This window comes from Pseudonocardia autotrophica, from assembly GCF_003945385.1.
Taxonomy (GTDB): Bacteria; Actinomycetota; Actinomycetes; order Mycobacteriales; family Pseudonocardiaceae; genus Pseudonocardia; species Pseudonocardia autotrophica.
On the sequence record NZ_AP018920.1, the window covers coordinates 3,563,640 to 3,584,324 of the forward strand.

Annotated in this window: 22 protein-coding genes; 13 read left to right on the forward strand and 9 right to left on the reverse strand. The window is 71.5% G+C overall.

Going from position 1 to position 20,685, the window contains the following annotated elements:
• Positions 1–91 precede the first annotated feature (91 nt).
• On the forward strand, positions 92–865 hold the full coding sequence (locus tag Pdca_RS16795; protein ID WP_085912313.1) for a polyprenol monophosphomannose synthase: 774 nt from the start codon (positions 92–94) through the stop codon (positions 863–865).
• Positions 866–951: 86 nt separating this feature from the next.
• Here the strand turns inward: Pdca_RS16795 and Pdca_RS16800 are convergent, their stop codons facing one another.
• A complete protein-coding gene (locus tag Pdca_RS16800) occupies positions 952–1,737 on the reverse strand; it encodes a TetR/AcrR family transcriptional regulator (protein WP_085912314.1) in 786 nt (261 codons plus the stop codon).
• Positions 1,738–1,839: 102 nt separating this feature from the next.
• Here Pdca_RS16800 and Pdca_RS16805 point away from each other — a divergent pair, with 102 nt between their 5' ends.
• A complete protein-coding gene (locus Pdca_RS16805) occupies positions 1,840–3,048 on the forward strand; it encodes an FAD-dependent monooxygenase (protein ID WP_085912315.1) in 1,209 nt (402 codons plus the stop codon).
• 28 nt (positions 3,049–3,076) lie between these two features.
• On the opposite strand, the gene Pdca_RS16810 is transcribed toward Pdca_RS16805, so the two are convergent.
• Positions 3,077–3,718: a response regulator transcription factor gene (locus Pdca_RS16810; protein WP_085912316.1), complete on the reverse strand. Its 642-nt coding sequence runs from the start codon at positions 3,716–3,718 to the stop codon at positions 3,077–3,079.
• Between the two features lie 140 nt (positions 3,719–3,858).
• Between Pdca_RS16810 and Pdca_RS16815 the strand changes: the two genes are divergently transcribed.
• The 7 genes from Pdca_RS16815 to Pdca_RS16845 all read left to right on the forward strand — a co-directional run bounded on the left by Pdca_RS16815 (position 3,859) and on the right by Pdca_RS16845 (position 10,296).
• Positions 3,859–4,077 (forward strand): hypothetical protein, encoded by a 219-nt coding sequence (locus Pdca_RS16815; protein WP_125911439.1) that lies wholly within the window; start codon positions 3,859–3,861, stop codon positions 4,075–4,077.
• Positions 4,074–5,006, forward strand: a complete 933-nt coding sequence (locus tag Pdca_RS16820) for an ABC transporter ATP-binding protein (RefSeq protein ID WP_085912359.1) — start codon at positions 4,074–4,076, stop codon at positions 5,004–5,006. Before Pdca_RS16815 ends, Pdca_RS16820 begins: the two co-directional genes overlap by 4 nt.
• Positions 5,003–5,818: a hypothetical protein gene (locus tag Pdca_RS16825; protein ID WP_085912318.1), complete on the forward strand. Its 816-nt coding sequence runs from the start codon at positions 5,003–5,005 to the stop codon at positions 5,816–5,818. Before Pdca_RS16820 ends, Pdca_RS16825 begins: the two co-directional genes overlap by 4 nt.
• 42 nt (positions 5,819–5,860) lie before the next feature.
• Complete coding sequence (locus Pdca_RS16830) at positions 5,861–7,078, forward strand: sensor histidine kinase (RefSeq protein WP_232021608.1); 1,218 nt, start codon at positions 5,861–5,863, stop codon at positions 7,076–7,078.
• A gap of 188 nt (positions 7,079–7,266) precedes the next feature.
• A complete protein-coding gene (locus Pdca_RS16835; RefSeq protein WP_158092123.1) occupies positions 7,267–8,052 on the forward strand; it encodes an alpha/beta fold hydrolase in 786 nt (261 codons plus the stop codon).
• A gap of 352 nt (positions 8,053–8,404) precedes the next feature.
• The gene (locus Pdca_RS16840) at positions 8,405–9,169 is read left to right on the forward strand and encodes an acetoin reductase (protein WP_085912320.1); all 765 of its coding nucleotides are present in this window, start codon (positions 8,405–8,407) and stop codon (positions 9,167–9,169) included.
• Positions 9,170–9,240: 71 nt separating this feature from the next.
• The gene (locus Pdca_RS16845) at positions 9,241–10,296 is read left to right on the forward strand and encodes a 2,3-butanediol dehydrogenase (RefSeq protein ID WP_085912321.1); all 1,056 of its coding nucleotides are present in this window, start codon (positions 9,241–9,243) and stop codon (positions 10,294–10,296) included.
• Position 10,297: 1 nt separating this feature from the next.
• Here Pdca_RS16845 and Pdca_RS16850 read toward each other — a convergent pair whose 3' ends face one another.
• The gene (locus tag Pdca_RS16850) at positions 10,298–11,020 is read right to left on the reverse strand and encodes a MerR family transcriptional regulator (RefSeq protein ID WP_085912322.1); all 723 of its coding nucleotides are present in this window, start codon (positions 11,018–11,020) and stop codon (positions 10,298–10,300) included.
• Positions 11,021–11,181: 161 nt separating this feature from the next.
• On the opposite strand from Pdca_RS16850, the gene Pdca_RS16855 reads away from it, so the two are divergent.
• Positions 11,182–12,087, forward strand: coding sequence for a CPBP family intramembrane glutamic endopeptidase (locus Pdca_RS16855; RefSeq protein WP_085912323.1), 906 nt, complete (start codon positions 11,182–11,184; stop codon positions 12,085–12,087).
• A gap of 275 nt (positions 12,088–12,362) precedes the next feature.
• Here the strand turns inward: Pdca_RS16855 and Pdca_RS16865 are convergent, their stop codons facing one another.
• On the reverse strand, positions 12,363–13,565 hold the full coding sequence (locus tag Pdca_RS16865; protein WP_158092124.1) for an MFS transporter: 1,203 nt from the start codon (positions 13,563–13,565) through the stop codon (positions 12,363–12,365).
• Between the two features lie 354 nt (positions 13,566–13,919).
• Here Pdca_RS16865 and Pdca_RS35620 point away from each other — a divergent pair, with 354 nt between their 5' ends.
• Positions 13,920–14,093, forward strand: a complete 174-nt coding sequence (locus tag Pdca_RS35620; RefSeq protein ID WP_158092125.1) for a hypothetical protein — start codon at positions 13,920–13,922, stop codon at positions 14,091–14,093.
• Between the two features lie 147 nt (positions 14,094–14,240).
• On the opposite strand, the gene Pdca_RS16870 is transcribed toward Pdca_RS35620, so the two are convergent.
• The 4 genes from Pdca_RS16870 to ligD form a co-directional block, all read right to left on the reverse strand.
• Positions 14,241–14,582 (reverse strand): RNA polymerase-binding protein RbpA, encoded by a 342-nt coding sequence (locus tag Pdca_RS16870; protein WP_085912326.1) that lies wholly within the window; start codon positions 14,580–14,582, stop codon positions 14,241–14,243.
• Positions 14,583–14,835: 253 nt separating this feature from the next.
• Entirely contained in the window at positions 14,836–16,152 is a 1,317-nt protein-coding gene (locus Pdca_RS16875) for an MFS transporter (RefSeq protein ID WP_085912327.1), read from the reverse strand.
• A 99-nt stretch (positions 16,153–16,251) separates the two neighbouring features.
• A complete protein-coding gene (locus Pdca_RS16880; RefSeq protein ID WP_085912328.1) occupies positions 16,252–17,046 on the reverse strand; it encodes a glycerophosphodiester phosphodiesterase family protein in 795 nt (264 codons plus the stop codon).
• Positions 17,047–17,050: 4 nt separating this feature from the next.
• Entirely contained in the window at positions 17,051–19,012 is a 1,962-nt protein-coding gene (ligD, locus tag Pdca_RS37790; RefSeq protein WP_197720000.1) for a non-homologous end-joining DNA ligase, read from the reverse strand.
• Between the two features lie 95 nt (positions 19,013–19,107).
• Between ligD and Pdca_RS16895 the strand changes: the two genes are divergently transcribed.
• Both Pdca_RS16895 and bfr read left to right on the forward strand, forming a co-directional pair.
• Complete coding sequence (locus Pdca_RS16895; RefSeq protein ID WP_085912329.1) at positions 19,108–19,305, forward strand: (2Fe-2S)-binding protein; 198 nt, start codon at positions 19,108–19,110, stop codon at positions 19,303–19,305.
• 122 nt (positions 19,306–19,427) lie between these two features.
• Complete coding sequence (bfr, locus tag Pdca_RS16900; protein ID WP_085912330.1) at positions 19,428–19,913, forward strand: bacterioferritin; 486 nt, start codon at positions 19,428–19,430, stop codon at positions 19,911–19,913.
• A gap of 574 nt (positions 19,914–20,487) precedes the next feature.
• On the opposite strand, the gene Pdca_RS16905 is transcribed toward bfr, so the two are convergent.
• Positions 20,488–20,682 (reverse strand): hypothetical protein, encoded by a 195-nt coding sequence (locus Pdca_RS16905; RefSeq protein WP_085912331.1) that lies wholly within the window; start codon positions 20,680–20,682, stop codon positions 20,488–20,490.
• Positions 20,683–20,685 lie beyond the last annotated feature (3 nt).

A 20,685-nucleotide genomic window follows, 5' to 3' on the forward strand; every position in this document is an offset into this window, starting at 1 on the left:
TCGGCCGGTGTGTCATGACCCGGGCTCGCAGACAGTGAGGCTGTAAGGTCGTCCGTTGCGTCGGGCACGGGCAGGGAAGGACAGGGCGAGAATGGCTGAACCACCGGGCCCGGTCCTGGTCGTGGTGCCGACCTACGACGAGCGGGAGAACCTGGGGCCCGCGGTGGCGCGGCTGCACGCCTGCCTGCCCGATGTGGACGTCCTGGTGGTGGACGACGCCAGCCCGGACGGTACCGGAGAGCTGGCCGACGAGCTGGCCGCCGACGACGACCGGATCACGGTGCTGCACCGGGCCGGCAAGGACGGGCTCGGCGCTGCCTACCTCGACGGTTTCCGGCACGCGCTCATCGGTGAGCACCAGGTCGTCGTCGAGATGGACGCCGACGGCTCGCACGCCCCCGAGGACCTCCCGGCGCTGCTCGCCGCCCTGGAGGACGCCGACGTCGTGCTCGGTTCCCGGTACGTCCCCGGTGGCCGGGTCGTGAACTGGCCGTGGCACCGCGAGGCGCTGTCGCGGGGCGGCAACCTGTACTCCCGGCTCGCGCTGGGTGTCCCGATCCGCGACATCACCGGTGGCTACCGGGTGTTCCGGCGCTCGGTCCTCGAACAGCTGCACCTGGAGTCGGTCGCCTCGCAGGGCTACTGCTTCCAGGTCGACATGGCGTGGCGCGCCGTCCGGGCCGGGTTCCGGGTCCGCGAGGTGCCGATCACCTTCGCCGAGCGGGAGCGCGGATCATCCAAGATGAGCGGCGCGATCGTGGCCGAGGCACTGTGGCGGGTCACCTGCTGGGGCCTGTCGCACCGGCTGGGCCGGGACCTTCCCCAGCACCCGGCGGGACCGGTGGCCGAGGGCGCCCGTTCCTGACCGGGCACGGCGCATTCACGCTGCCGCCGCAGCGGTGACACCGCACAGCCGGCCCCGGACGCGCCTCGGCGCCGTACCCGTCGGTCTCAACCGGAGCCGGGGCCTGCCCCGCCCGGCCGGTGCGGGCCGTGCTCGCCCCGGCCGTCGATGAGCGCGGCGAGCCCGTCGAGGATGCGCGCGAGGCCGAAGTCCAGCGCATCGTCCTGCCCTGCGTCCCGCGAAGCTTCGGCGAAGGCGGCCCGGACATGCGGATAGTCGTCGCCGTGCTCGGTGAGGATTCCGCTCATCACCGTGGCCAGATCGCGTTCTGTGACCGCCGCGGGATCCGGTGCGCTCGCACCCTGCTGGGCCAGGTTGCGGACGTGTCCGAGGACGAGCACGACGGCGTCCAGGCGCTCGGCTCCGGACAGGCCGGTGTGTGACAGGGCGCCGACCCCCGTCTCGAGCCAGCCGAGCTCGTTCGGCCCCAGTACCCGTACACCGGTCGAGATCTCCAGCGTCCACGGACGGCGGCTGAAGATCGCGAACAGGGCCGTCGCCCAGGTCCGCAGGCGCAGCCGCCAGTCCTGCGGTGCCGCGTAGGTGGGGGGCGGCGGGCCGATGGCCGCGTCCAGCATCAGGGCGGTGAGCTCGGCCTTGCCCGGGACGTGCCGGTAGAGCGCCATCTTGGCGCACCCCAGCTCGTCGGAGAGGCGCTGCATGGACAGCGCCGCAAGCCCTTCGGCATCCCCGATCGCGAGTGCGGTCCCGACGATCAGCTCCCGGCTGAGCTTGGGCTTCGGGCCCCGCCGCTGCCCCGGGGACGGCCCCCAGAGCACCGTCGCCGTCCGCGTCTGTCCGGCGCCGCCGGCGGTTGTCACCGGCCCGTCCATCCGCGGCCTCCTGTCGTCGGGCTTGCCCATCGGACTGTGTCTACCATACGCTAATTAGTGTCCATCGGACGCAGTTAGTCGTCGCGCAGAAGGAGCTTCCCCATGCCCACCCCACGAGTTCTGATCTCGGGCGCGAGCATCGCCGGCCCGGCACTCGCCCTGTGGCTCGGCCGCCAGGGCTACGACGTCACGGTGGTCGAGAAGGCGCCCGCGTTGCGCCGCGGCGGGCAGGCGGTCGATTTCAAGGGCGCGACCCACCTCTCGGTGCTGGAGCGCATGGGCGTCCTGGAGCAGGTGCGCGCACAACGAACGGTGCCCACCGACACGATGTTCGTCGACGGCCGAGGCCGGGAGCTGGCGACGATGCCCGGCGAGTTCACCGGCGGCGATCTGGAGATCCGGCGGGGAGATCTCGCCCGCATCCTGTACGACGCGACGGCCGATGACTGCACCTACATCTTCGGCGACTCCGTCACCGGCCTGGTGCAGACGCCCGACGGCGTGCAGGTCACGTTCGAGCGAGCCGCTCCCGCCACCTTCGATCTCGTGGTCGGAGCGGACGGCATCCACTCCGCCGTCCGCCGGCTGACATTCGGTCCGGAGGAGAATTTCGTGACGCACTCGGGCTACTACTACGCGCTCGTCGATCCCGCACCGGGCGCCCGCACCCGGCCGGCGGCAGAGAACCGTGCGGCCGGGCGGATGTACAACGAACCCGGCCGGATGGCCGCCATCGACGGCCCCGGCGACCCCGCCTTCTTCGTCTTCGCCGCACCGCCGCTGAACTTCGACCGGTTCGACCAGGACCAGCAACGAGCGGTCCTCGCCGAGGCCTACGACGGTGCCGGATGGGAGGTTCCCGGATACCTCACCGACGTTCTGCCCACCGCCGACGTCCATCTCGACTCGATCAGCAGGGTCGGGATGGACCGCTACACGCGCGGCCGGGTCGCCCTGCTCGGTGACGCCGCGTACGGCAACACCCTCGGCGGGTTCGGCAGCGGACTGGCCGTCGTGGGTGCCTGTGTGCTCGCGGGGGAGCTCGCCGCCGCGCACGGCGACCCGGGCATCGCGTTCGCGCGATACCAGGAACTCATGCACGACTACGCGAAGATCGCCCGCAAGGCCGCCCCCGGACCGTTCCTGGCACCGCCCACGTGCACCCGGATCCGCCTGCGCAACTGGATCTTCAAGTACCGGCCGCTGCGGAGCATGATGATGAAGCTCGGCGACGACTACGCCACCGACATCGAGCTCCCCGACTACCCGCGCATCGGGACCACCGGATACCGCGCGGACCACAACGGCTGACGCCGGGAGCCGACGGGAGGGCCCTCGGTCACAGCCCCGCTTCGACCGCGAGCAATCCGGCCTGGGTGCGGTTGGCGCAACCGAGCTTGACCAGCATCCGGGAGACATAGGTCTTGACGGTGGCCTCGGAGAGGAACAGCGCACCGGCCACGTCGGCGTTGCTCATCCCGCGCCCGAGGCACCGCAGCACCTCGGTCTCCCGATCGGTGAGCTCGGTGATCCGGGCCCGTGCCTCGGCGGCGCGGTCCAGATGCCCGGTCGAGGCGTGCACGAGACGCCGGGCGGCCTCGGCGGACAGCACGGTGTGCCCGTCGGCGGCGACCCGCACCAGCCCGATCAGGTCCTGCGGGGGTGTGGTCTTGACCAGGAATCCCGAGGCGCCGAGGCGCAGCGCCCGCAGGACGTACTCGTCGGCGTCGAAGGTGGTCAGTGCGACGACCGGGGGAGCGGAGACCATCGCGGCGATCCGCTCGATCGCGGTGAGCCCGTCGACGCCGGGCATCCGCAGGTCCATCAGGACGAGATCGGGACGCTCGCGCAGGACGACCTCGACCGCTTCGGCACCGTCGTGCGCGACGCCGGCGACGGTGATGTCCCCGGCCTGCTCGAGGATCGTCGTGAGGTGCGTGCAGACCATCGGCTCGTCGTCGACGAGCACCAGACGGATCATGCCCGCAGTATCGCAGCGCCGCGGGCGGTAGACCGACGGAGACCCGGAGGATCAACTTTTTGTGGATCCCCGGGCGGGTCCGGGCGGCGACGGTGGAGGAGCGCGGATCACAGCGGTCCGCCGGACACAGGAGGTTCACCGTGCCCGCATCGACCGACCCGGCCACCGATACCCGATGGGCGCCCTGGTGGCGGTACGTGCTCGTGCTCGCGGTGGCGAACGCCGTCGCCCAGACGACGCTGCTGGGGAGCACCGGACCGGTGCTGAACGCGCTGGCCAGCATCGTGCTGAACGTGGTCCTGTTCATCGGCGTCACCCTATGGTGGCGGCGCCGGCACCGCGCGGGGCCGCGACGATGATCGAGGTCCGCGATCTGACCAGGGTCTACCGCGCGACGACGGCGGTCGAGGACCTCTCGTTCCGGGTGCAGCCGGGAACGGTCACCGGATTCCTCGGCCCGAACGGTGCCGGGAAGTCGACCACCATGCGCATGATGGTCGGGCTGGAACGCCCGACCCGGGGGTGGGCGCACATCGACGGACGCCCGATCGCCGAGCTCGCCTCACCGCTGCGCGAGGTCGGTGTGCTGCTCGACGCCGACGCCTGCCCGGCCGGGATGACCGCACGCGGCCACCTGCGCTGGCTCGCCCGCGCGGCGGGCGTCGGCACCGGCCGGATCGGCACCGGGCGGATCGGCACCGTCCTGGAGCGGGTCGGCCTGGGCGGGGCGGGTGACCGGCGGATCGGGACGATGTCGCTGGGGATGCGGCAGCGGGTCGGCCTCGCCGCCGCGCTGCTCGCCGATCCGGCGACGCTGATCCTCGACGAGCCGGTCAACGGGCTCGACCCGGACGGGGTGCGCTGGTTGCGTGGCCTGTTGCGCGATCTCGCGGCGGAGGGGCGGACCGTGCTGCTGTCGAGCCACCTGATGAGCGAGATGGAGCAGACCGCCGATCGGGTCGTCGTGATCGGGCGTGGGCGCCTGGTCGCCGAGCTCGACCTGGCCGACATGCGTCGCGCGGCGGTGCCGGTCCGGCTGCGCACGGTCGATCCGGACCGGGTCCTCGCCGAGCTCCGGGACCGGGTGGCGTCGGTCGCGACCAGGGCCGTCGACGGCGACGCGCTGGAGGTCGTCGGTGCGACCCCGGACGAGATCGGTGTCGCCGCGCACGCGGTCGGGAGCGCGGTGCTGGAGCTCGCGCCGCGCGCGCGATCGCTCGAGGAGATCTACCTGCAACTGACCGACGACGCGGTCGACTACCGGGCCGGTACGGAGGTGTCCCGATGAACGGGCTCGCAGGCGAGCAGGAGGTGGGAGTGCGACCGGGCTTCGGTGCGGTGGTCGCCTCGGAGTGGATCAAGCTCTGGGCGGTCCGGTCGACCTGGCACCTGCTGGGCGTGGTCCTGGCGCTCACCGTGGGGCTCAGCGCGGTGATGGCGTTCTTCGGCAGCGCCGGTGATCTCGCGGCGGCGCAGGCCGATGGTGAGTACAACGTCGTCCTGTTCAGTGCAGGTCTGGGCGTCTGGGTGTACTGCTACTTCGGCGCGGCGCTGGTGGCGTCCGAGTTCGGCGGAACGGGCTACTACACCTTCGTGGCCACACCGGGCCGGGGACGTGTGCTGGCCGCGAAGGCCCTGATCGTCGCCGCCTGCGGTCCGGTACTCGGATCGGCGATCGCGGTGAGCGCAGTGCTGCTGACCCAGGTCGGGCTCACCGCCACCGGGGCGGTGCCGCTGGACCTGGCCGACCCGACCCTGTGGCGGGCCGCGCTGGGATACGTGGTGCTCTCGATGACCGTCCAAGGGGTGCTGGCCGCGCTCGTCGCGGTGCTGGTGCGCAACGCCATCGGCGCACTCGGTGTGGTCCTGCTGCTGCTCAACGCGCTGCCGGTGATGCTGGCGGAGTTCCTCGGGGAGACCTACCGGAACTCGATCCCCCGGTTCATGCCGGGCGCCGCGGTGGAGAGCGTCGCGGGCCTGTCGGTGCCGGGATCCGCCGGATATCTCCCGACCGGGGTGGCCGCGACCGTGCTGGCGGCATGGGTCGGGATCGCCTGGATCGCCGCGCACCGCCGGCTCGCCACGTCCGACATCCGCTGACATGTCCCACGGATCCGGCGCGAGTGCGCAAGGCTGGGCGTCATGACGGCCGGGACGGCGGACGACTCCACGCTCTCACCGCGGCCGATGCTGCGGCTACCGGCACTCGTGCTGCTGGCGGTGGTGTTCAGCGCCGCGGACATCAGCGTCTACCTGGCCGGCCGGCCCACCGACGGGGCGGCGGGCCCGTGGATCGGCCTGATCCTGCCGCTGCTGGTCGGCCTGTCGCTGCCGTTGCTGCGGATCGTGCCGCGCGCGGTCGTGGCGCTGACCGTGGTGGTGTCGCTGGCGATGGCGTGGTCCGAGGCCTTCGCGCCCGGGCTGCTCGTGCCCGCCGACCCGGCCAGTCCGATGTCGATCCCACGAGCGACCCCCGTCATCGTCATCTGGCTCGTCCTGACCGAGCGTCCGCGGATCGCCTATCCACTGGTCGTGCTGCTCTCGGCGCTCGCAGCGCGGATCTGGGCCCCGGCCTGGGACGTGAGCTCGTTCGGCCTGCTCAGCACGCTGCTGCCCGCGGCGGCCGCGCTCTGGCTCGACGCCCGCGCCCGCCTGGAGGCGTCGTTGCGCGACCGTGCCGAGCGGGCCGAGCGCGAGCAGGTGCTGATCGCCGGGCGGGTCCGCGCCGAGGAACGCCGGCGGCTCGCGGCCGAGATGCACGACGTCGTGACCCACCGCATCAGCGGGATGGTGCTGCAGGCCTCGGCCCTGGGCGCGACCACGAGCGATCCGAACGTGCGGGAGGCCGTCGACGACCTGCGGGACGCGGGCACCCGGGCGCTGCAGGAGCTGCGCGACCTGATCGGCGTGCTGCACGAGGACGGCTGCCCGCGACCGGCCGCGCGGGACACCGTCGGTCCTCCCGGCGAGATCGCCGACCTGACCCGCGACACCACCGGCGTCGGTGCCGTGACGCTCGACGTCGACGGCACTCCGGAGCAGGTCAGCCCGACGGTGGCCCGCACCGCGTACCGGGTCGTCCAGGAAGCACTCACCAACGCGCGTAAGCACGCGCCGGGCGCCGACGTCTCGGTCACCATCCGGTACGGACCCGATCTCGTCCGGGTCGGCGTCCGGACCTCGGCCGCACGACGGCCGCCGGACGCCGCACTCGTCGCCAGCGGCGGCGGGCGGGGCCTGCACGGTCTGGAACAACGGCTGTCGCTGATCGGGGCGACCCTCGATCACGGCACGCTCGACGACGGCGGCTACGTCGTCGACGCCCGGCTGCCGTTCTTCGTGCCGACGGGAACCGCGTGATCGGACGCTCGGGCCGACCCGGCCGGTCCGGGACGGCCGGAACCGCTGGTGCTCGCCGCGGGCAGCACATGACACTGTCGACGCAGAGTGGTGGACGGCCCGGACGCCGACGCCACGGGTCGTGCAGCCGGCACGACCGGAATGGATGCGGCCCGTGTTGCCGCAGGCGAAGAGGGAGCCGAACGCTGATGCCGGTCCTGGACACCCATGGCCCGCCGATCTACTACGAGACCCACGGCCGGGGGCACCCACTGGTCCTCGTGCACGCCATCAGCGCCGGAGCGGGCATGTGGTCGGCGCAGGTCGAGCGATTCTCACGGGACCACCGGGTGGTGGTCTTCGATGCCCGGGGCGTCGGCCGGTCCGGGCCGATCCGGGGATGGCGGCGGGTCCGCGACCGGATGGCCGACGACATCGCACGGTTGCTGGCCCATCTCGGGGAGGAACGAGCGACGATCTGCGGGGTCAGCTTCGGCGGCGTCATCGCCCAGCACTTCGCTGCTCGTCATCCGGAACGTGTCGAGCGACTCGTCGTCGTCGACTCCTACGGTGACACCCGCCCCACCTCGGTGGGCAAGGCACTGTGGCTCGCCTCGGTCTACGCAGGCTCGGTCTCCAATCTCCTCCCGCCCGCCGCACTGTCACGCGTCCTGCGCGATCAGTACCGCCGGTGGCCGCATGCGGCCGACTACCTCTCCGAGGCGGTGACGAGGCTCAGACCACTCGACGCGCTCAAGACCCGGTGTGCGATCAACCTCGTCAACTACCCACCCGCGCTCAACGCCGCGGAGTACCCGATCCTGGGCGTCGTCGGCGAGAACTCCTGGCCACGATCGATCACCTTCATGGAGGAGCTCCGACGAGCCGTGCCCCGCACACGTCTGGTCCGGGTCGCCGACTCCAACGACCCCACACCCCTGTGCCAACCGGATGCGTTCAACGCCGTACTCGCCGATTTCCTCGACGCCCGGTAGCGCGCGGCGCCGGTCCCGCGGAGTTCCGGTGGCCATCTCCGTTCCGGGAACCGACGTGCGGCCGGACAGCAGGATCCGACCTGCCGAGATCCCGTGCGTGCGCGACACACCGCCCGCGGGACGTGGCCCACGTGCAGCAGCCCGCTGGTCGCAACACTGATGCAACCCTGGCGGGCAGCTGCGGCGGGCTGTGAACTGCGCCATGTGTCGCCCACCGTTGCCGGCCCCGCGCTCGACATCGTCGCGCCATGAACCGATCGGGGCCCGGGTGTCTCCGGTCCGGATCTTCCGGCGCCCGCTCGTCCGACGCAGTTCGAACAGAGTCGTCTCGTTCTTCGGAGGTTGAATCCAGATGAGTGTTGCATTGGTGACCGGAGCCGGACGCGGGATCGGCCGCGCCATCGCCGTGCGGCTCGCCGCCGACGGCCACGACGTCGCGGTCAACGACGTCGACGAGGGCGCCGCGACCACCGTCGCCGCGGAGATCGCGGCGGCCGGCCACCGGTCGGTGGCGGTCCCGTTCGACGTGTCGTCCCGCGATCAGGTCTTCGACGGGGTCGCCGCTGTCGTCGACCAGCTCGGTGGGCTCGGCGTCATGGTCAACAACGCTGGGATCGCCCAGGTCAAGACGTTGCTCGAACTGACCCCGGCGGACCTGCGGACCATGTTCGACGTCAACGTCTTCGGCACCGTGTACGGGATGCAGGCCGCCGCGGAGCAGATGAAGGAACACGGCGGCGGAAAGATCATCAACGCCGCCTCCATCGCGGGCCATTCCGGATTCGACTTCCTCGGTCACTACTCCGCGAGCAAGTTCGCGGTGCGTGCGCTCACCCAGGCCGGCGCGAAGGAACTCGCCCCGCACAAGATCACCGTGAACGCCTACTGCCCGGGCATCGTGGGCACCGACATGTGGGATCTCATCGACGAGAAGATGGGCCCCTACCTGGGCAATGCCCGCGGCGAGACACTCGAGCAGTACACCCAGCTGATCGCGCTCAAGCGGGTGCAGACCCCGGACGACGTGGCCGGCTTCGTCTCCTATCTCGCCGGACCGGACTCGGACTACATGACGGGCCAGTCGGTGATGATCGACGGCGGCATCGTGATGGTCTGACGAGCCGTATTTCCGACGTCCATCCGCGCGCTACCCGAGCGGGGCACGGCCCCTGAGACGAAGGAGCAACCATGAAGGCCGCACGCTTCCACGGACGCGGCGACGTCCGCGTCGAAGAGCTCGCCGAGCCCCACCCGGGCCCGAACCAGGTGCAGATCGCCGTCGAGTGGTGCGGCATCTGCGGGACCGACCTGCACGAGTACCTCGACGGCCCGATCTTCGCACCGACCCCGGCGAGCCCGCACCCGCTCACCGGTGGCGCCGTCCCGATCACGCTGGGGCACGAGTTCTCCGGCGTCGTCGCCGAGATCGGCAGCGGCGTCACCGGGCTCGCGGAGGGCGATCGCGTCGTCGTCGAGCCCTACGACGTCTGCGGGTCGTGCGTCGCGTGCCGCGACGGGCGCTACAACACCTGCCGCAATCTCGGGTTCATCGGCCTGGACGGAGACCAGGGCGGGTTCGCCGAGCGGATGGTCGTGGACGCGCGGTGGGTACACCGGATCGACGGGCTCACCCCCGAGCAGGGAGCGCTGGTGGAGCCGCTCGCCGTCGGCTACCACGCCGCCAAGCTCTCCGGCCTGCCCGCGGGTGGGACGGCGGCCGTGTTCGGCTCCGGCCCGATCGGGCTGGTCACCGCCGCCGCGTTGCGCGCCACCGGGGCCGGCACGATCATCGTCGTCGAGCCGGCCGAGGCGCGTAAGCAGAAGGCGCCCGGCGCGGGCGCCGACCACGTCCTCGATCCCACCCAGGTCGACGTCGCCGAGGCGATCCGCGATCTCACCGAGGGGCGCGGCGCCGACGTGACCTTCGAATGCGCCGGGATCGACGCCGTGCTCGCCTCCGCCGTCGCGAGCACCCGCCCGGGCGGCACCTGCGTCAACGTCTCGATCTGGGGCCACCCGGCGACCTTCGATGTGAACTCGCTGGTGTTCTCCGAGATCAACCTCGTGGGCTCGCTGGCCTACGCCAACCGGCACGAGGAGGTGATCGAGCTCATCCGGTCCGGCACCGTGGACGTCGACCAGTTCATCACCGGGCGGATCGGGCTCGAGGACATCGTCGAGCGTGGCTTCCACGAGCTCATCGAGCACAAGGAGTCCAACGTGAAGATCCTGGTTCAGCCCTGACTCACGAGCGGGCGCGCTGCCAGTACAGGGCCGTCATCCGGCGCAGCACGTCGAGCTGAGCGGGGTTGTAGATCTCCCGTGACACCTGGTCGACGGTGCGCCGGAACCTGCGGGGGGCGGACGAGCCCAGCTCGGTGATGCCGGGGTGCTCCTGCTGCAGTGTGCGTACCCGTACGGCCAGACGTGCGGCGAGATCGTCCCGGACGGCCTCGTCGGCGTCGGCCGGGAGCTGCTCGAAGTCGTCGTCGACCTGGCTGTCGGCGGTGGAGGTCACCAGGTCCGCGTAGACCTGGCGCTCGCCGGGGTCGAGCAGCCTGCCCAGGACGGCGGTCAGCCGGCGGTCGGCGTCGGACAGCGGGGCGGCGGCGGTCGCCGCGAACTCCGGCGGCAGATCCGTCGCGAGCTCCGTCTCGAGCATCGTCGCGACCTCGGCGCGGGCTGCGCTCAACCGCTCCATCTGCCGGGCCAGCTCGGCGTCGAGAGCACGCAACGCGTCCACCGGGTGCTCGTCGTCGTCACCCAGCTCGGCGATGGCGTGCAAGCCAACGCCGAGCTCGGCCAGACGGGTGATCCGCAGCAGCCGGATCAGGTGGGGCACGCCGTACTGCTTGTAGCCGTTGCTGCGCCGCTCCGGCTCGGGCAGCAGCCCGATGTGGTGGTAGTGCCGCACCGCGCGCGGTGTGGTCCCCGCCAGCTCGGCGATCTCCCTGGTGCTCCACGACATCGCGGTCCTCCCCGGCCGGCTCCGCCCCTGCTTCCGCCTGCGCCCGCCAGCTTGCCGTACCGGTGATTCCCGGGCCGGACTTGAGTGTGACGTCGGGTCAACGTGTCCACTGCTCGGCGGCCGCGGACGTGCGCCGCGGGAACCGAGGAACGGGAGGACGCATGACAGTCGACACCGGGGGACGTGCTCCGAACAGCGCCGCGGAGGCCGGCGACATCGAGTACCACCGGGCTCTGGTCTCCGAACGCCGCCGGGTGTGGCGCGGCATCGCCGCCATCGGGCTGGTGCTCGCCGGCCTGTTCGGCTTCGGATCGGTGATCACCTGGCTGGCCGCCCAGGTCGATCTCTCGATGGGGCGGGTCAATCCGACGCTCGGCGGTGACGACGTCACGGTGCTCTTCCAGGCCGCCGGGGCGATCTCGATCGCGTTGCTGATCCCGTGGAGCATGCTCGTACAGCGTTGGCTGTACGGGGTCCGCGGGCGGACCCTCGTCTCGGTCGTCGGCCGGTTCCGGTTCGACGTGTTCGGGCGGGCGCTGCTGGTCGTCGGTCCGGTGTCCGTGCTGTGTGTCGTCGTGGTCTCGCTCCTCGGGCCGGTGGAGCCCACGGGATTCAGCACCGTCGACCTGATCGGGCTCCTCGCCGTCACCCTGCTGCTCACACCGTTGCAGGCGGCGGGGGAGGAGTTCGGGTTCCGCGGCCTGGTCTTCCGGGTCGCGGGCAGCTGGAACCGCAACCCGCGGACCGCGCTGGTCGTGGGTGTCGCGGTGTCGGCCGTACTGTTCGCCGTGATCCACTTCCGGAGCGACCTGTGGCTGAACATCCACTATCTCGCCCTCGGCGTGGGCGCGGCCGTCGTCACCTGGCGGACCGGCGGGCTCGAGACGGCCGTCGTCCTGCACGCGCTGAACAACACCCTCGCCTTCGCGTTCGCGCTGGTGATCCACACCGACCTGCTCGGCGGTGGCACCGGGCCGGTGCTGCTGGTCCTGGTCGTCCCGACGGTGGTGGCCGTCCTGCACGCCCACGGCCGCTCCAGGACGACCCTCTCCCGGTCGACGACGTGATGTGGGCTCGGGCGTCGGGCTATCGGGCCCGACCGGAAGCCGCGACCTACAAGCGGGACGATGCCGCGGTCCGTGCTCCCGCCCGACGGGCAGCGCTCATGGCCAGGCTGCGCGAGCGAGGGATGGAAACCGGTCTCTCACCGTCGGTGGTCGACGCCACCTGGACGGCGATGATCGACGCGTTCGTCGGCCTGGAGTTGAACGAGCACCGGCAGCAGCGAGGGGACCGAGCGTGATGGGCCTGGCTGCCGAGGCACGGTGAGCCCGGTTCGAGCTCAGCCGTCCCATCTCCGCACAGCAGGTCGGGGGCGCAGGGTCAGGATGATCCCGGCGCCCAGCATGCCGAACACGCTCAGCATCGTCAGCGCAGGCGTGTAGCTGCCCGACTGCTCGACGGCGTAGCCGACGAGGACGGGGCCGATCGCCGCTCCGGCACCGATGGCGGTGAACAGCAGGCCGAGCATCGTCCCGAGGCGTTCGATCCCGAACCGCTCGGCCAGCACCACGGGGATGAGCGCGCTGTAGCCGCCGTAGGCCAAACCGATGACGACCGCGAAGACGAGCATCCCCGCGAAACCGCTCGCTGCCATCCACACCAGACAGCTCAGGCCGACCGCCACATGGCAGCCCTGGTACATCACCAGCGCCCCCAGCCGGCCGGCAGCGGCGGTGATCGCCAACCGGCCGACGATGCTGCTGATCCCGATCACCGAGATCAACGTCGCCGCCGTTCCCGGCGTGCTGCCGAGCCACTCGGCGGCGGCGGCCAGATGCGCGAACGGCACGTACATGACAGTGCTGAGGAGCAGGGTCGAGAGGTAGATGGTGCCGAAGCCGCGGGTGTCAACACGTGACACGGGACCGGTCCGGTCGGCTGAGCACGGTGGCCGTCCGATCGCCCACGCCGCGAGCAGCAACAGTGCCGCGCCACCGATGGCGTACGTCTCGTAGGCCTGACGCCAGCCGAATCCGGCGACCATCGCCTCCGACAGCGGTGCGGTGACCACGGTGCCGATTCCGACCCCGGCCACCACGACGCCGGTGGCGATCGCGCGGTAGCGGTCGAACCAGCGCCCGATCGCGGTCACCACCGGCACGTAGACGAACGCGAGCCCCAGTCCGACGCCCAGCCCGTAGGTCACGTAGGCCTGCCACAGGTCCTGCGCGATCGAGGTCAGGTACAGCCCGATCCCGATACAGCTCGCACCCGCGACGAGCAGCACCTGCGGCCCGATCCGGTCGGCCAGTGGCCCGGTCAGGGCGCTCATCCCGAAGCCGAACAGCATCGTGATCGAGAAGACCACCGACCCGGCCCCCATGCCGGTCCCGAAGGTCGCCGACATCGGGCCGAAGAACTGCCCGTAGCCGTAGGCGATGCCGTAGACCACGGTCGCGGCGAGTGTCGCGCCGGCCGCCGCCGTCCAGGCGCGCCACGAATCGAGCCGCGGCTCGGCCACCGCGGGTCCGGCGATGCTCATGTCGCCGGGCGCCGCAGGCACTCCGGCGACGGCGTCCCCGCCGGCACGGGCGCATCCGGCCGCGGGGCGCCGGAGCGGGTGCGGATCGACAGCAGGTCTGCCCATCGCCGCGGATCGATCTCGCCGCGATCGTCCGGCAGCCGGTCGCGGATCGTCGCCGACGCCTCGTCGAGGCCCGCTGTGCGTACTGCGACGTGGGCGAGTTCCGTGTGGTCGGGCCGGTGACTCCGAGCGCAGGGTGCGCGGTTCACAGCCACCTCCGGTTGCACCTGCCGTCAAGCAAGACGATTTGTCAGGACAAATTATCGCATGTCCTGCTGGAGTGAAAGAACGCAGCTCTGTATCCCGCGAGCGGTGGGCTCGCCATGGCGAGGGCTGATCGATCCGGAGGCCGTCGAGCTGCTCGGGATGGGGCCCGGCGGCGGCGCGATCCTCTCCGCCGTACTCGCCGGTGTCGTCGTGCTCAGCCTCGCGCTCGACGCGGCGACCGCCGTCACCTACGCACGCCGGCGCACTCTGGTGAGCTGATCCCGGCACCGCCGGAGGATCGGCCTCCGTGGCAACGTCGGCGGGCCGCCGCCGGGGGAGCGGCCGGACGGTCCGGTGCCCCGAACACGACGGAGCCCGGACCCCCTGTGCGGGAATCCGGGCTCCGTCGTGCGCGTGTGTCCGAGGTCAGGCGATCTCGGCGCGTCGCTCGCGCAGAACCTCGAGGCGCTCGTTGAGCAGCTCCTCGAGCTCGGCGATCGAACGGCGCTCGAGCAGCATGTCCCAGTGCGTACGCGGGGGCTTCTGCTTCTTCTGATCCGGCTGGGTCCCGTCGACCCGGCGACCGACGCCGCCCTGAGGCGACTCCCAGGTCGCCGGAGCCTCGGCGTCGTTCGCGAACGGCACCTCGAACTCGTAGCCGGACTCGGACACATAACGGACCATCTGCCGCGGCGCCAGGTCGTGATTGCGGTCGGTCTCGTAGCTGACAGCCCCGAGCCGGCTGCCACGCAGAACGCGGTCGGCCATGCGTCGTCACCCTCCTTGCGTCTGTCGAGGCGGCGGCACCTCGACGGTTACGTCGCCGCCACCGGGTGTAACGTTCGTGGGGCTACGCTATTCCGGCGGCTGGGCGGCGATCACCACCGGTTCTTACCCGGTGGTAACCATTCCTGCGCCCGATTGGCCAGTGTTCCCTATCAGGGCCCGTTACACACGCTGATGTGACGTGTCAGCCATGTGTGTTGCTACTCACGCGGGTTCGCCGAGTGTTCATGCAAGTTCATGTGCTTGCCCGGTCCCGAGCGGGTGCCGGCGGGCGCACCGGCAGCAGCGCGACCAGACCCAGCGCCAGGACCAGCACGATTCCGATCGTGCCCGCCCGGTCGGAGCCGAACACGTAGGTGAACAGACCGATCAACGCGGGCGCCAGGAACGACACGGCGCGGCCCGTCGTGGCGTACAGACCGAACAGCTGGCCTTCCCGGCCCTCCGGGCAGACCCGCAGCAGGTACGAGCGCGATGACGCCTGCGCCGGGCCGACGAACAGTCCCAGCACCAGACCGAAGATCCAGAACATGGTCGGCCCGGACACCAGCAGCAGCACGATCCCTACGGCGACCAGACCCACCAGCGACCCGACCACGACGGCCTTCGGTCCGTACCGGTCGTCGAGCCGGCCTCCGACGAGTGCTCCGGTCGCCGACACGACGTTGATCGCCACCCCGAACAGCAGCACCTGGCCCGGATCCAGGCCGTAGACCGTCACGGCGAGCACCCCGCCGAAGGCGAAGATCGCGTTCAGGCCGTCCCGGTAGAGCGCGCTGGCCCCGAGGAAGTACACGGTGTGCGGGCTGGCCCGGTAGAGGTCGCGCAGGTCGGTGAGCAGCTTGCGGTAGGAGCCTGCGACGCCGAGCTTCGGCGCCCCGGGCACGGCCGGCGCCGTCTCCGGCAGCAGGAAGAACATCGGCGCGGCGAACACGGCGAACCAGATCGCGGCGACCAGCACCGAGATCCGAACGTCGAACCCGTCGGCGGTGGACACCCCGAACAACCCGCCGTCACCGGACAGGAAGCCCAGGTAGACGCCGAGCAGCAGCACGATCCCGCCGAGGTAGCCCAGAGCCCAGCCGAAGCCGGACACCCGGCCGACCGTCGAGGGCGTCGAGACCTGCGCCATCAGCGCGTAGTACGAGACCGCGGCCAGCTCGACGAAGATCGAGGCCAGGCCGAGCAGCACCAGCCCCAGCCAGAGGTAGGTCCAGTCGTCCCGGACCCAGAACATCCCGATCATGCTCAGCACGACCAGCGCGGTCCACAGCCCGGTGGCCCGCAGCCTGCGTCCCTTGCGGTCCGCGCTCTGGCCGATCACCGGCGCCATCAGTGCGATCAGCACCCCGGCGGCCGCGGTGGACCAGGCGAGCCAGCTGTTCGCACTGATCGTGCCGGGCAGGTCGGCCCCGACCGCATCGGTCAGGTAGACGGAGAACACGAAGGTCAGGGCGATGTGCTGGAAGCCCGACGAACCCCAGTCCCAGAAGCCCCATGCCCATACCCGGGATCGACGGGGTTCGGCCCCGGACAGTGTTGCTGCGGTCACCGGGCGAGACTATCCACGTTGCCGGGCAACGGACTCAGTGCGATCACGGACATGCGATCACGGACATGCGATCACGGACATGCGATCACCGACCTGCGCTCACCGCGGGGCCCGCCTGCCCAGTACCTCGAGCAGCCGGTCCGGCCGGTCGGACAGCAACCCGTCGACGCCCAGATCCAGCAGTCGCTCCATCTCCGCCGGCTCGTCGACCGTCCAGACGTGCACCTCCCGGCCGGACGCGTGGGCGGCCTCGACGAACCGCCGGTCGGACGCCACCGGGATCGGACCGAACGACGGCGGGACCTGGGCGAGCGTGCCGGACAGCGGCGGCAGCACGCGCTCGGGCACCCGGTAGGCGCGCGCCCGCAACCCGGTCACCGCGGCCTGCCCCATCGACGTGCACAGCCGCGCCCCGGCAGCGGTCCGGGCCGCGGCGAGCCGCCGATCGGAGAACGACCCCAGGCACACCCGGTCCCAGGCACCGGCCTCGTCCAACGCGGCGAGGGTCGGTCCGACCACGGCGTCGGACTTCAGCTCGATCGTGAACCGGGTGCCGGGCAGTGCGGCGAGCACGCCGGCCAGCCGGGGGAGCGGCTCCGCGCGGCTCACCCCCCGGACCAGGACGTCGTCGAGCTCGGCGGCAGGGCGGGCGTCGATCCGCCCGGTCGCGTCGGTGGTGCGGTCCAGCGTCGGGTCGTGATGCACGAACGGGATGCCGTCGGCGCTGGCGTGCACGTCCAGCTCGACGTAGCCCAGGCCGTGGTCGGCGGCGGCGACGAACGCGGCGAGGGTGTTCTCGCAGCCGTCCAGCTCACCGAGGTGCCAGCCGCGGTGGGCATAGGCGCGCGGGTACGGGCCCGCGAGATAGGGGTGTCGGTCGTCCGGGCCGGTCACGCCGTCAGCCTGGCACCTCGGCGATCGCGCCACCACGGGGGAGCCGGAAACCGTCGGTGTCGATCAGGGGACGCATCAGGTCCCCGTGCGTGTCCAGCCGTCCCGGCAGGTCGTCGATGGTGAACAGCAGGTCCCCGGGTTCACGGCAGGCCGCCACCTCGTCCCAGGTCAGCGGGGTCGCGACGGTCGGTAGCTCCCGTCCGCGCAACGAGTACGACGCGATCGTGGTCTTCGCCGTGTTGTTCTGGCTCCAGTCGACGAACACCTTCCCGCGGCGCCGCGCGCGGGTCATCACCGCGATCGTCTCCCGCGGGTGTTCGGCGGCGAGCCGCTCGGCGACCTCCCGGGCGAACTCCGAGGTCCGCTCCGGCCGGCTGACCCGCACCGGCAGGTAGAGCTGCATCCCCTTGCCCCCGGACGTCGACGGGTACACCGGCAGCCCGTGGTCGTCGAGCAGCGCACGTAGCCGCAGCGCGACCCGGCAGCAGTCCACCACCGTCGTCCCCTCGCCCGGGTCGAGATCGAACACCACCCGGTCCGGCGGATGCCGTGCGTCCCGGGCGCCGAGGCGCCACTGCGGCACGTGCAGCTCCAGCGCCGCCAGGTTCGCCGCCCAGGCCAGGCCCTCGGCGTCGGCGATCACCGCGAAGTCGGCCGACTCCGATCGCCCGCCGGGCGTCCCGACCCGGGCGGTACGCAGCCAGGACGGCGCGTGCCGGGAGACGTTCTTCTCGAAGAACGACGACGCGGCGACCCCGTCCGGCCAGCGCTTCAGGGTCGCCGGACGGCCGTCGATGTGTGGCAGCATCGCCTCGGCGACGGCCAGGTAGTGACCGAGCACGTCGGCCTTCGTGGTGCCGGTCGCCGGGTAGAGCACCTTGTGCGGGTTGGACAGCGTCGCGCGGCCGTGGCCGTCCGGCTGCGCTCCGCGGCTCCTCGATCCACCCACCGGAACCTCCCGCCAGTCCTCCGAGGGCGCACCGCCCGCCGGGTAGGCCGATCCGGAACGGACGGCGACCACCCCCGGCAGCCCCTGTGCCCGCACCGCGTCGAGCAGCGGTGCGCCCGCGTTCGGGTACAGCGGGGCCGCACGGCGCTGCGGGCCGTCCAGCGGCAGCGCCTCCAGCAGTGCGCGACGGTCGTCGAGGGGGAGTGCCCGGACGTCGCGCCCACCCGTGTGCAGCACGTCGGCGATCCACAACTCACCGCGCCCGGTGAGCTCGGCGTCGAGCAGGTGCCCGCCCGCCCCGAGCGCCGGGCCCAGCTCGCGCAGCCGGCCGGGCGGGTCGATCGGGTCGCCGGGCATGCCGTCGTCGCCGACCGGGCACAGCGTGAGCCGGCCGCCGTCGCTGCGGACCAGCACGCGGCGTCCACCGAACACCGGCCGGACCTGCCAGTCCGCACCGGCGGGGAGACGCTGTGCCGGGCTCGGGACGGCGAGTGCGAGATCGCGGGGGAGCGGTGCACCGGGCGCGGGCGCACCGGCCGGCTGCGCCCGGGTGCGCCGCAGCAGCCAGCGGTCCCGGCGCTCACCCGGCCGGTGCAGCAGCACGAACCGGCCCGCGGCGCGCGCGCCGTGCAGGACCACGGCCACCTCGCGGTCGGTCCACTTCTCGGTGTCGTAGTGGCCGGAGTCCCACACCGACATCCGCCCGCCGCCGTACTCGCCGCGCGGGATCTCGCCCTGGAAGTCCAGGTACTCCAGCGGATGGTCCTCGGTACGGACGGCCATCCGCACGGTCTCCGAGTCCTCCGGCAGTCCCTTGGGCACCGCCCACGAGACGAGCACACCGTCGCGTTCCAGTCGTAGGTCCCAGTGCAGCGCGGTGGCGTGGTGCTCCTGGACCACGAAGCGACCGCCGCCGGGGCCATCCGGCTTCGGACCGCTCGGCGCCGGATCGGTCTCCGGGACCGGCTCCGGGGTGCGCCGCGGGTCGCGCCTGCGGCGGTACTCCTCCAGCGGCACCCGCGCAGCGTAGCGATCCGGAGGCGTCCGGGCCTTGTGGGCAAGCATGATCGAATGTCAGCATAGGGTTACCTATCCACAAGGAAGGGGTCGCTGTGTTCGCATGCATCTGCGCTGCCGTCACCGAGGCGGAAGTGCGCGGCTGCGTCCGCGAGGGCGCCTCCTGTGTGGACACGATCGGCGACGCCTGCGGCGCGGGCACCGGATGCGGGAGCTGTCACGACCGGCTCCGCACGCTGCTGATCTCGGCATCCGCGGGCGACGACATCGACCGGTTGCCGGCCTCCGCCTGACCCGGGGCTCACCGCAGCACAGGTGAGCCTGCACGACTGTGAGTCGGTCCTGATCGACAGGGCCCTCTGTGCTCCGGCTTACATTCGCCGTCCACCAGTACTCGGACGAGGGGACGTCAGTCATGCGCGGCGACGACGAGATCATCGGCCTGCTCAACGAGCAGCTCACCAGCGAGCTCACGGCGATCAACCAGTACTTCCTGCACGCCAAGATGCAGCAGAACTGGGGCCTGACCAAGATGGCGGCCTACACCCGCGCCGAGTCGATCGACGAGATGCGGCACGCCGAGGAGATCACCGACCGGATCCTGTTCCTGGAGGGGCTCCCGAACTACCAGCGTCTCGGCACCCTGAACATCGGGCAGAGCGTGCGCGAGCAGCTGCAGGCGGACCTGGCGATCGAGGTGGCGGTCGTGGAGCGGCTGCGCCCGGGCATTGGGCTGTGCCGCGACAAGGGTGACATCACCACGGCCAACCTGTTCGAGAAGATCCTCGCCGACGAGGAGCACCACATCGACTACATCGAGACCAACCTGGAGCTGATGGACCGGCTCGGCGAGCAGCTCTACCTCGCGCAGCTGGTCGACCAGCCGCCGACGGCGGGCTGATCGACCATATAGTTATGACAGTTTTCGCGTTCCGGCGATGAACTGGGGTACGGGACACCCACGATCGTGAATGTGCTCGGTCGATGATGAACCGGCACGGCACGACGCAGTAGGGCGAGGCGGGCCGCCGCGAAGCCCGTGTCGTCAACCTCGGAGCGCCTGAGCAGGATCCGGCGGACCGGGTGTCCGGCGATGAGCCGATACCCGGGTCGCAGTGCTGGTTGCCGACGGCAGTGCTTGCTGTCGACGACAGTGCTTGTCGCCGACGACGCTGCTGCAGCAGGCCGGTGGCGACGCATCCGGTGATCTGGAGCGACTCGGCGAAGCTCGAGGCGTCCCGGTGGATCGACGTGCTGCAGGAGACCGCGGGGCGCGGCCGAGGACGGTGTGGAGTGGGTGCGGCGAACCGTCGCACCCACCACCCCGTTCCGGTGCGGACATTGAGCCGATAATGCACGTTATGACAGTTCGAGTGTTGGAGGGCTCGTCCGCCTCCGCACGGCGAGCCGGCCTGCGAGCAATCGGCGGCGGTCGAGCAGCCCATCGGGATCCAGGCGGGTCGGTGCGGTGCAGATTAGAGGTCGATCGTGTCGATCCCGAGCCGGCCCAGACCGGCCTCGCGCGCGGCGCGTACGTAATCCGGGCCGGTGTCCGTCCAGCGATGTCCACCGTCACGGCGGACGCCGAAGTTGGCCGCCACGAATGCCTGGTCGCGACGGGTCCGCAACGTGTGGTCGCCCGCCAGGCTGCTCCAGGCATCCGTGATCACGAC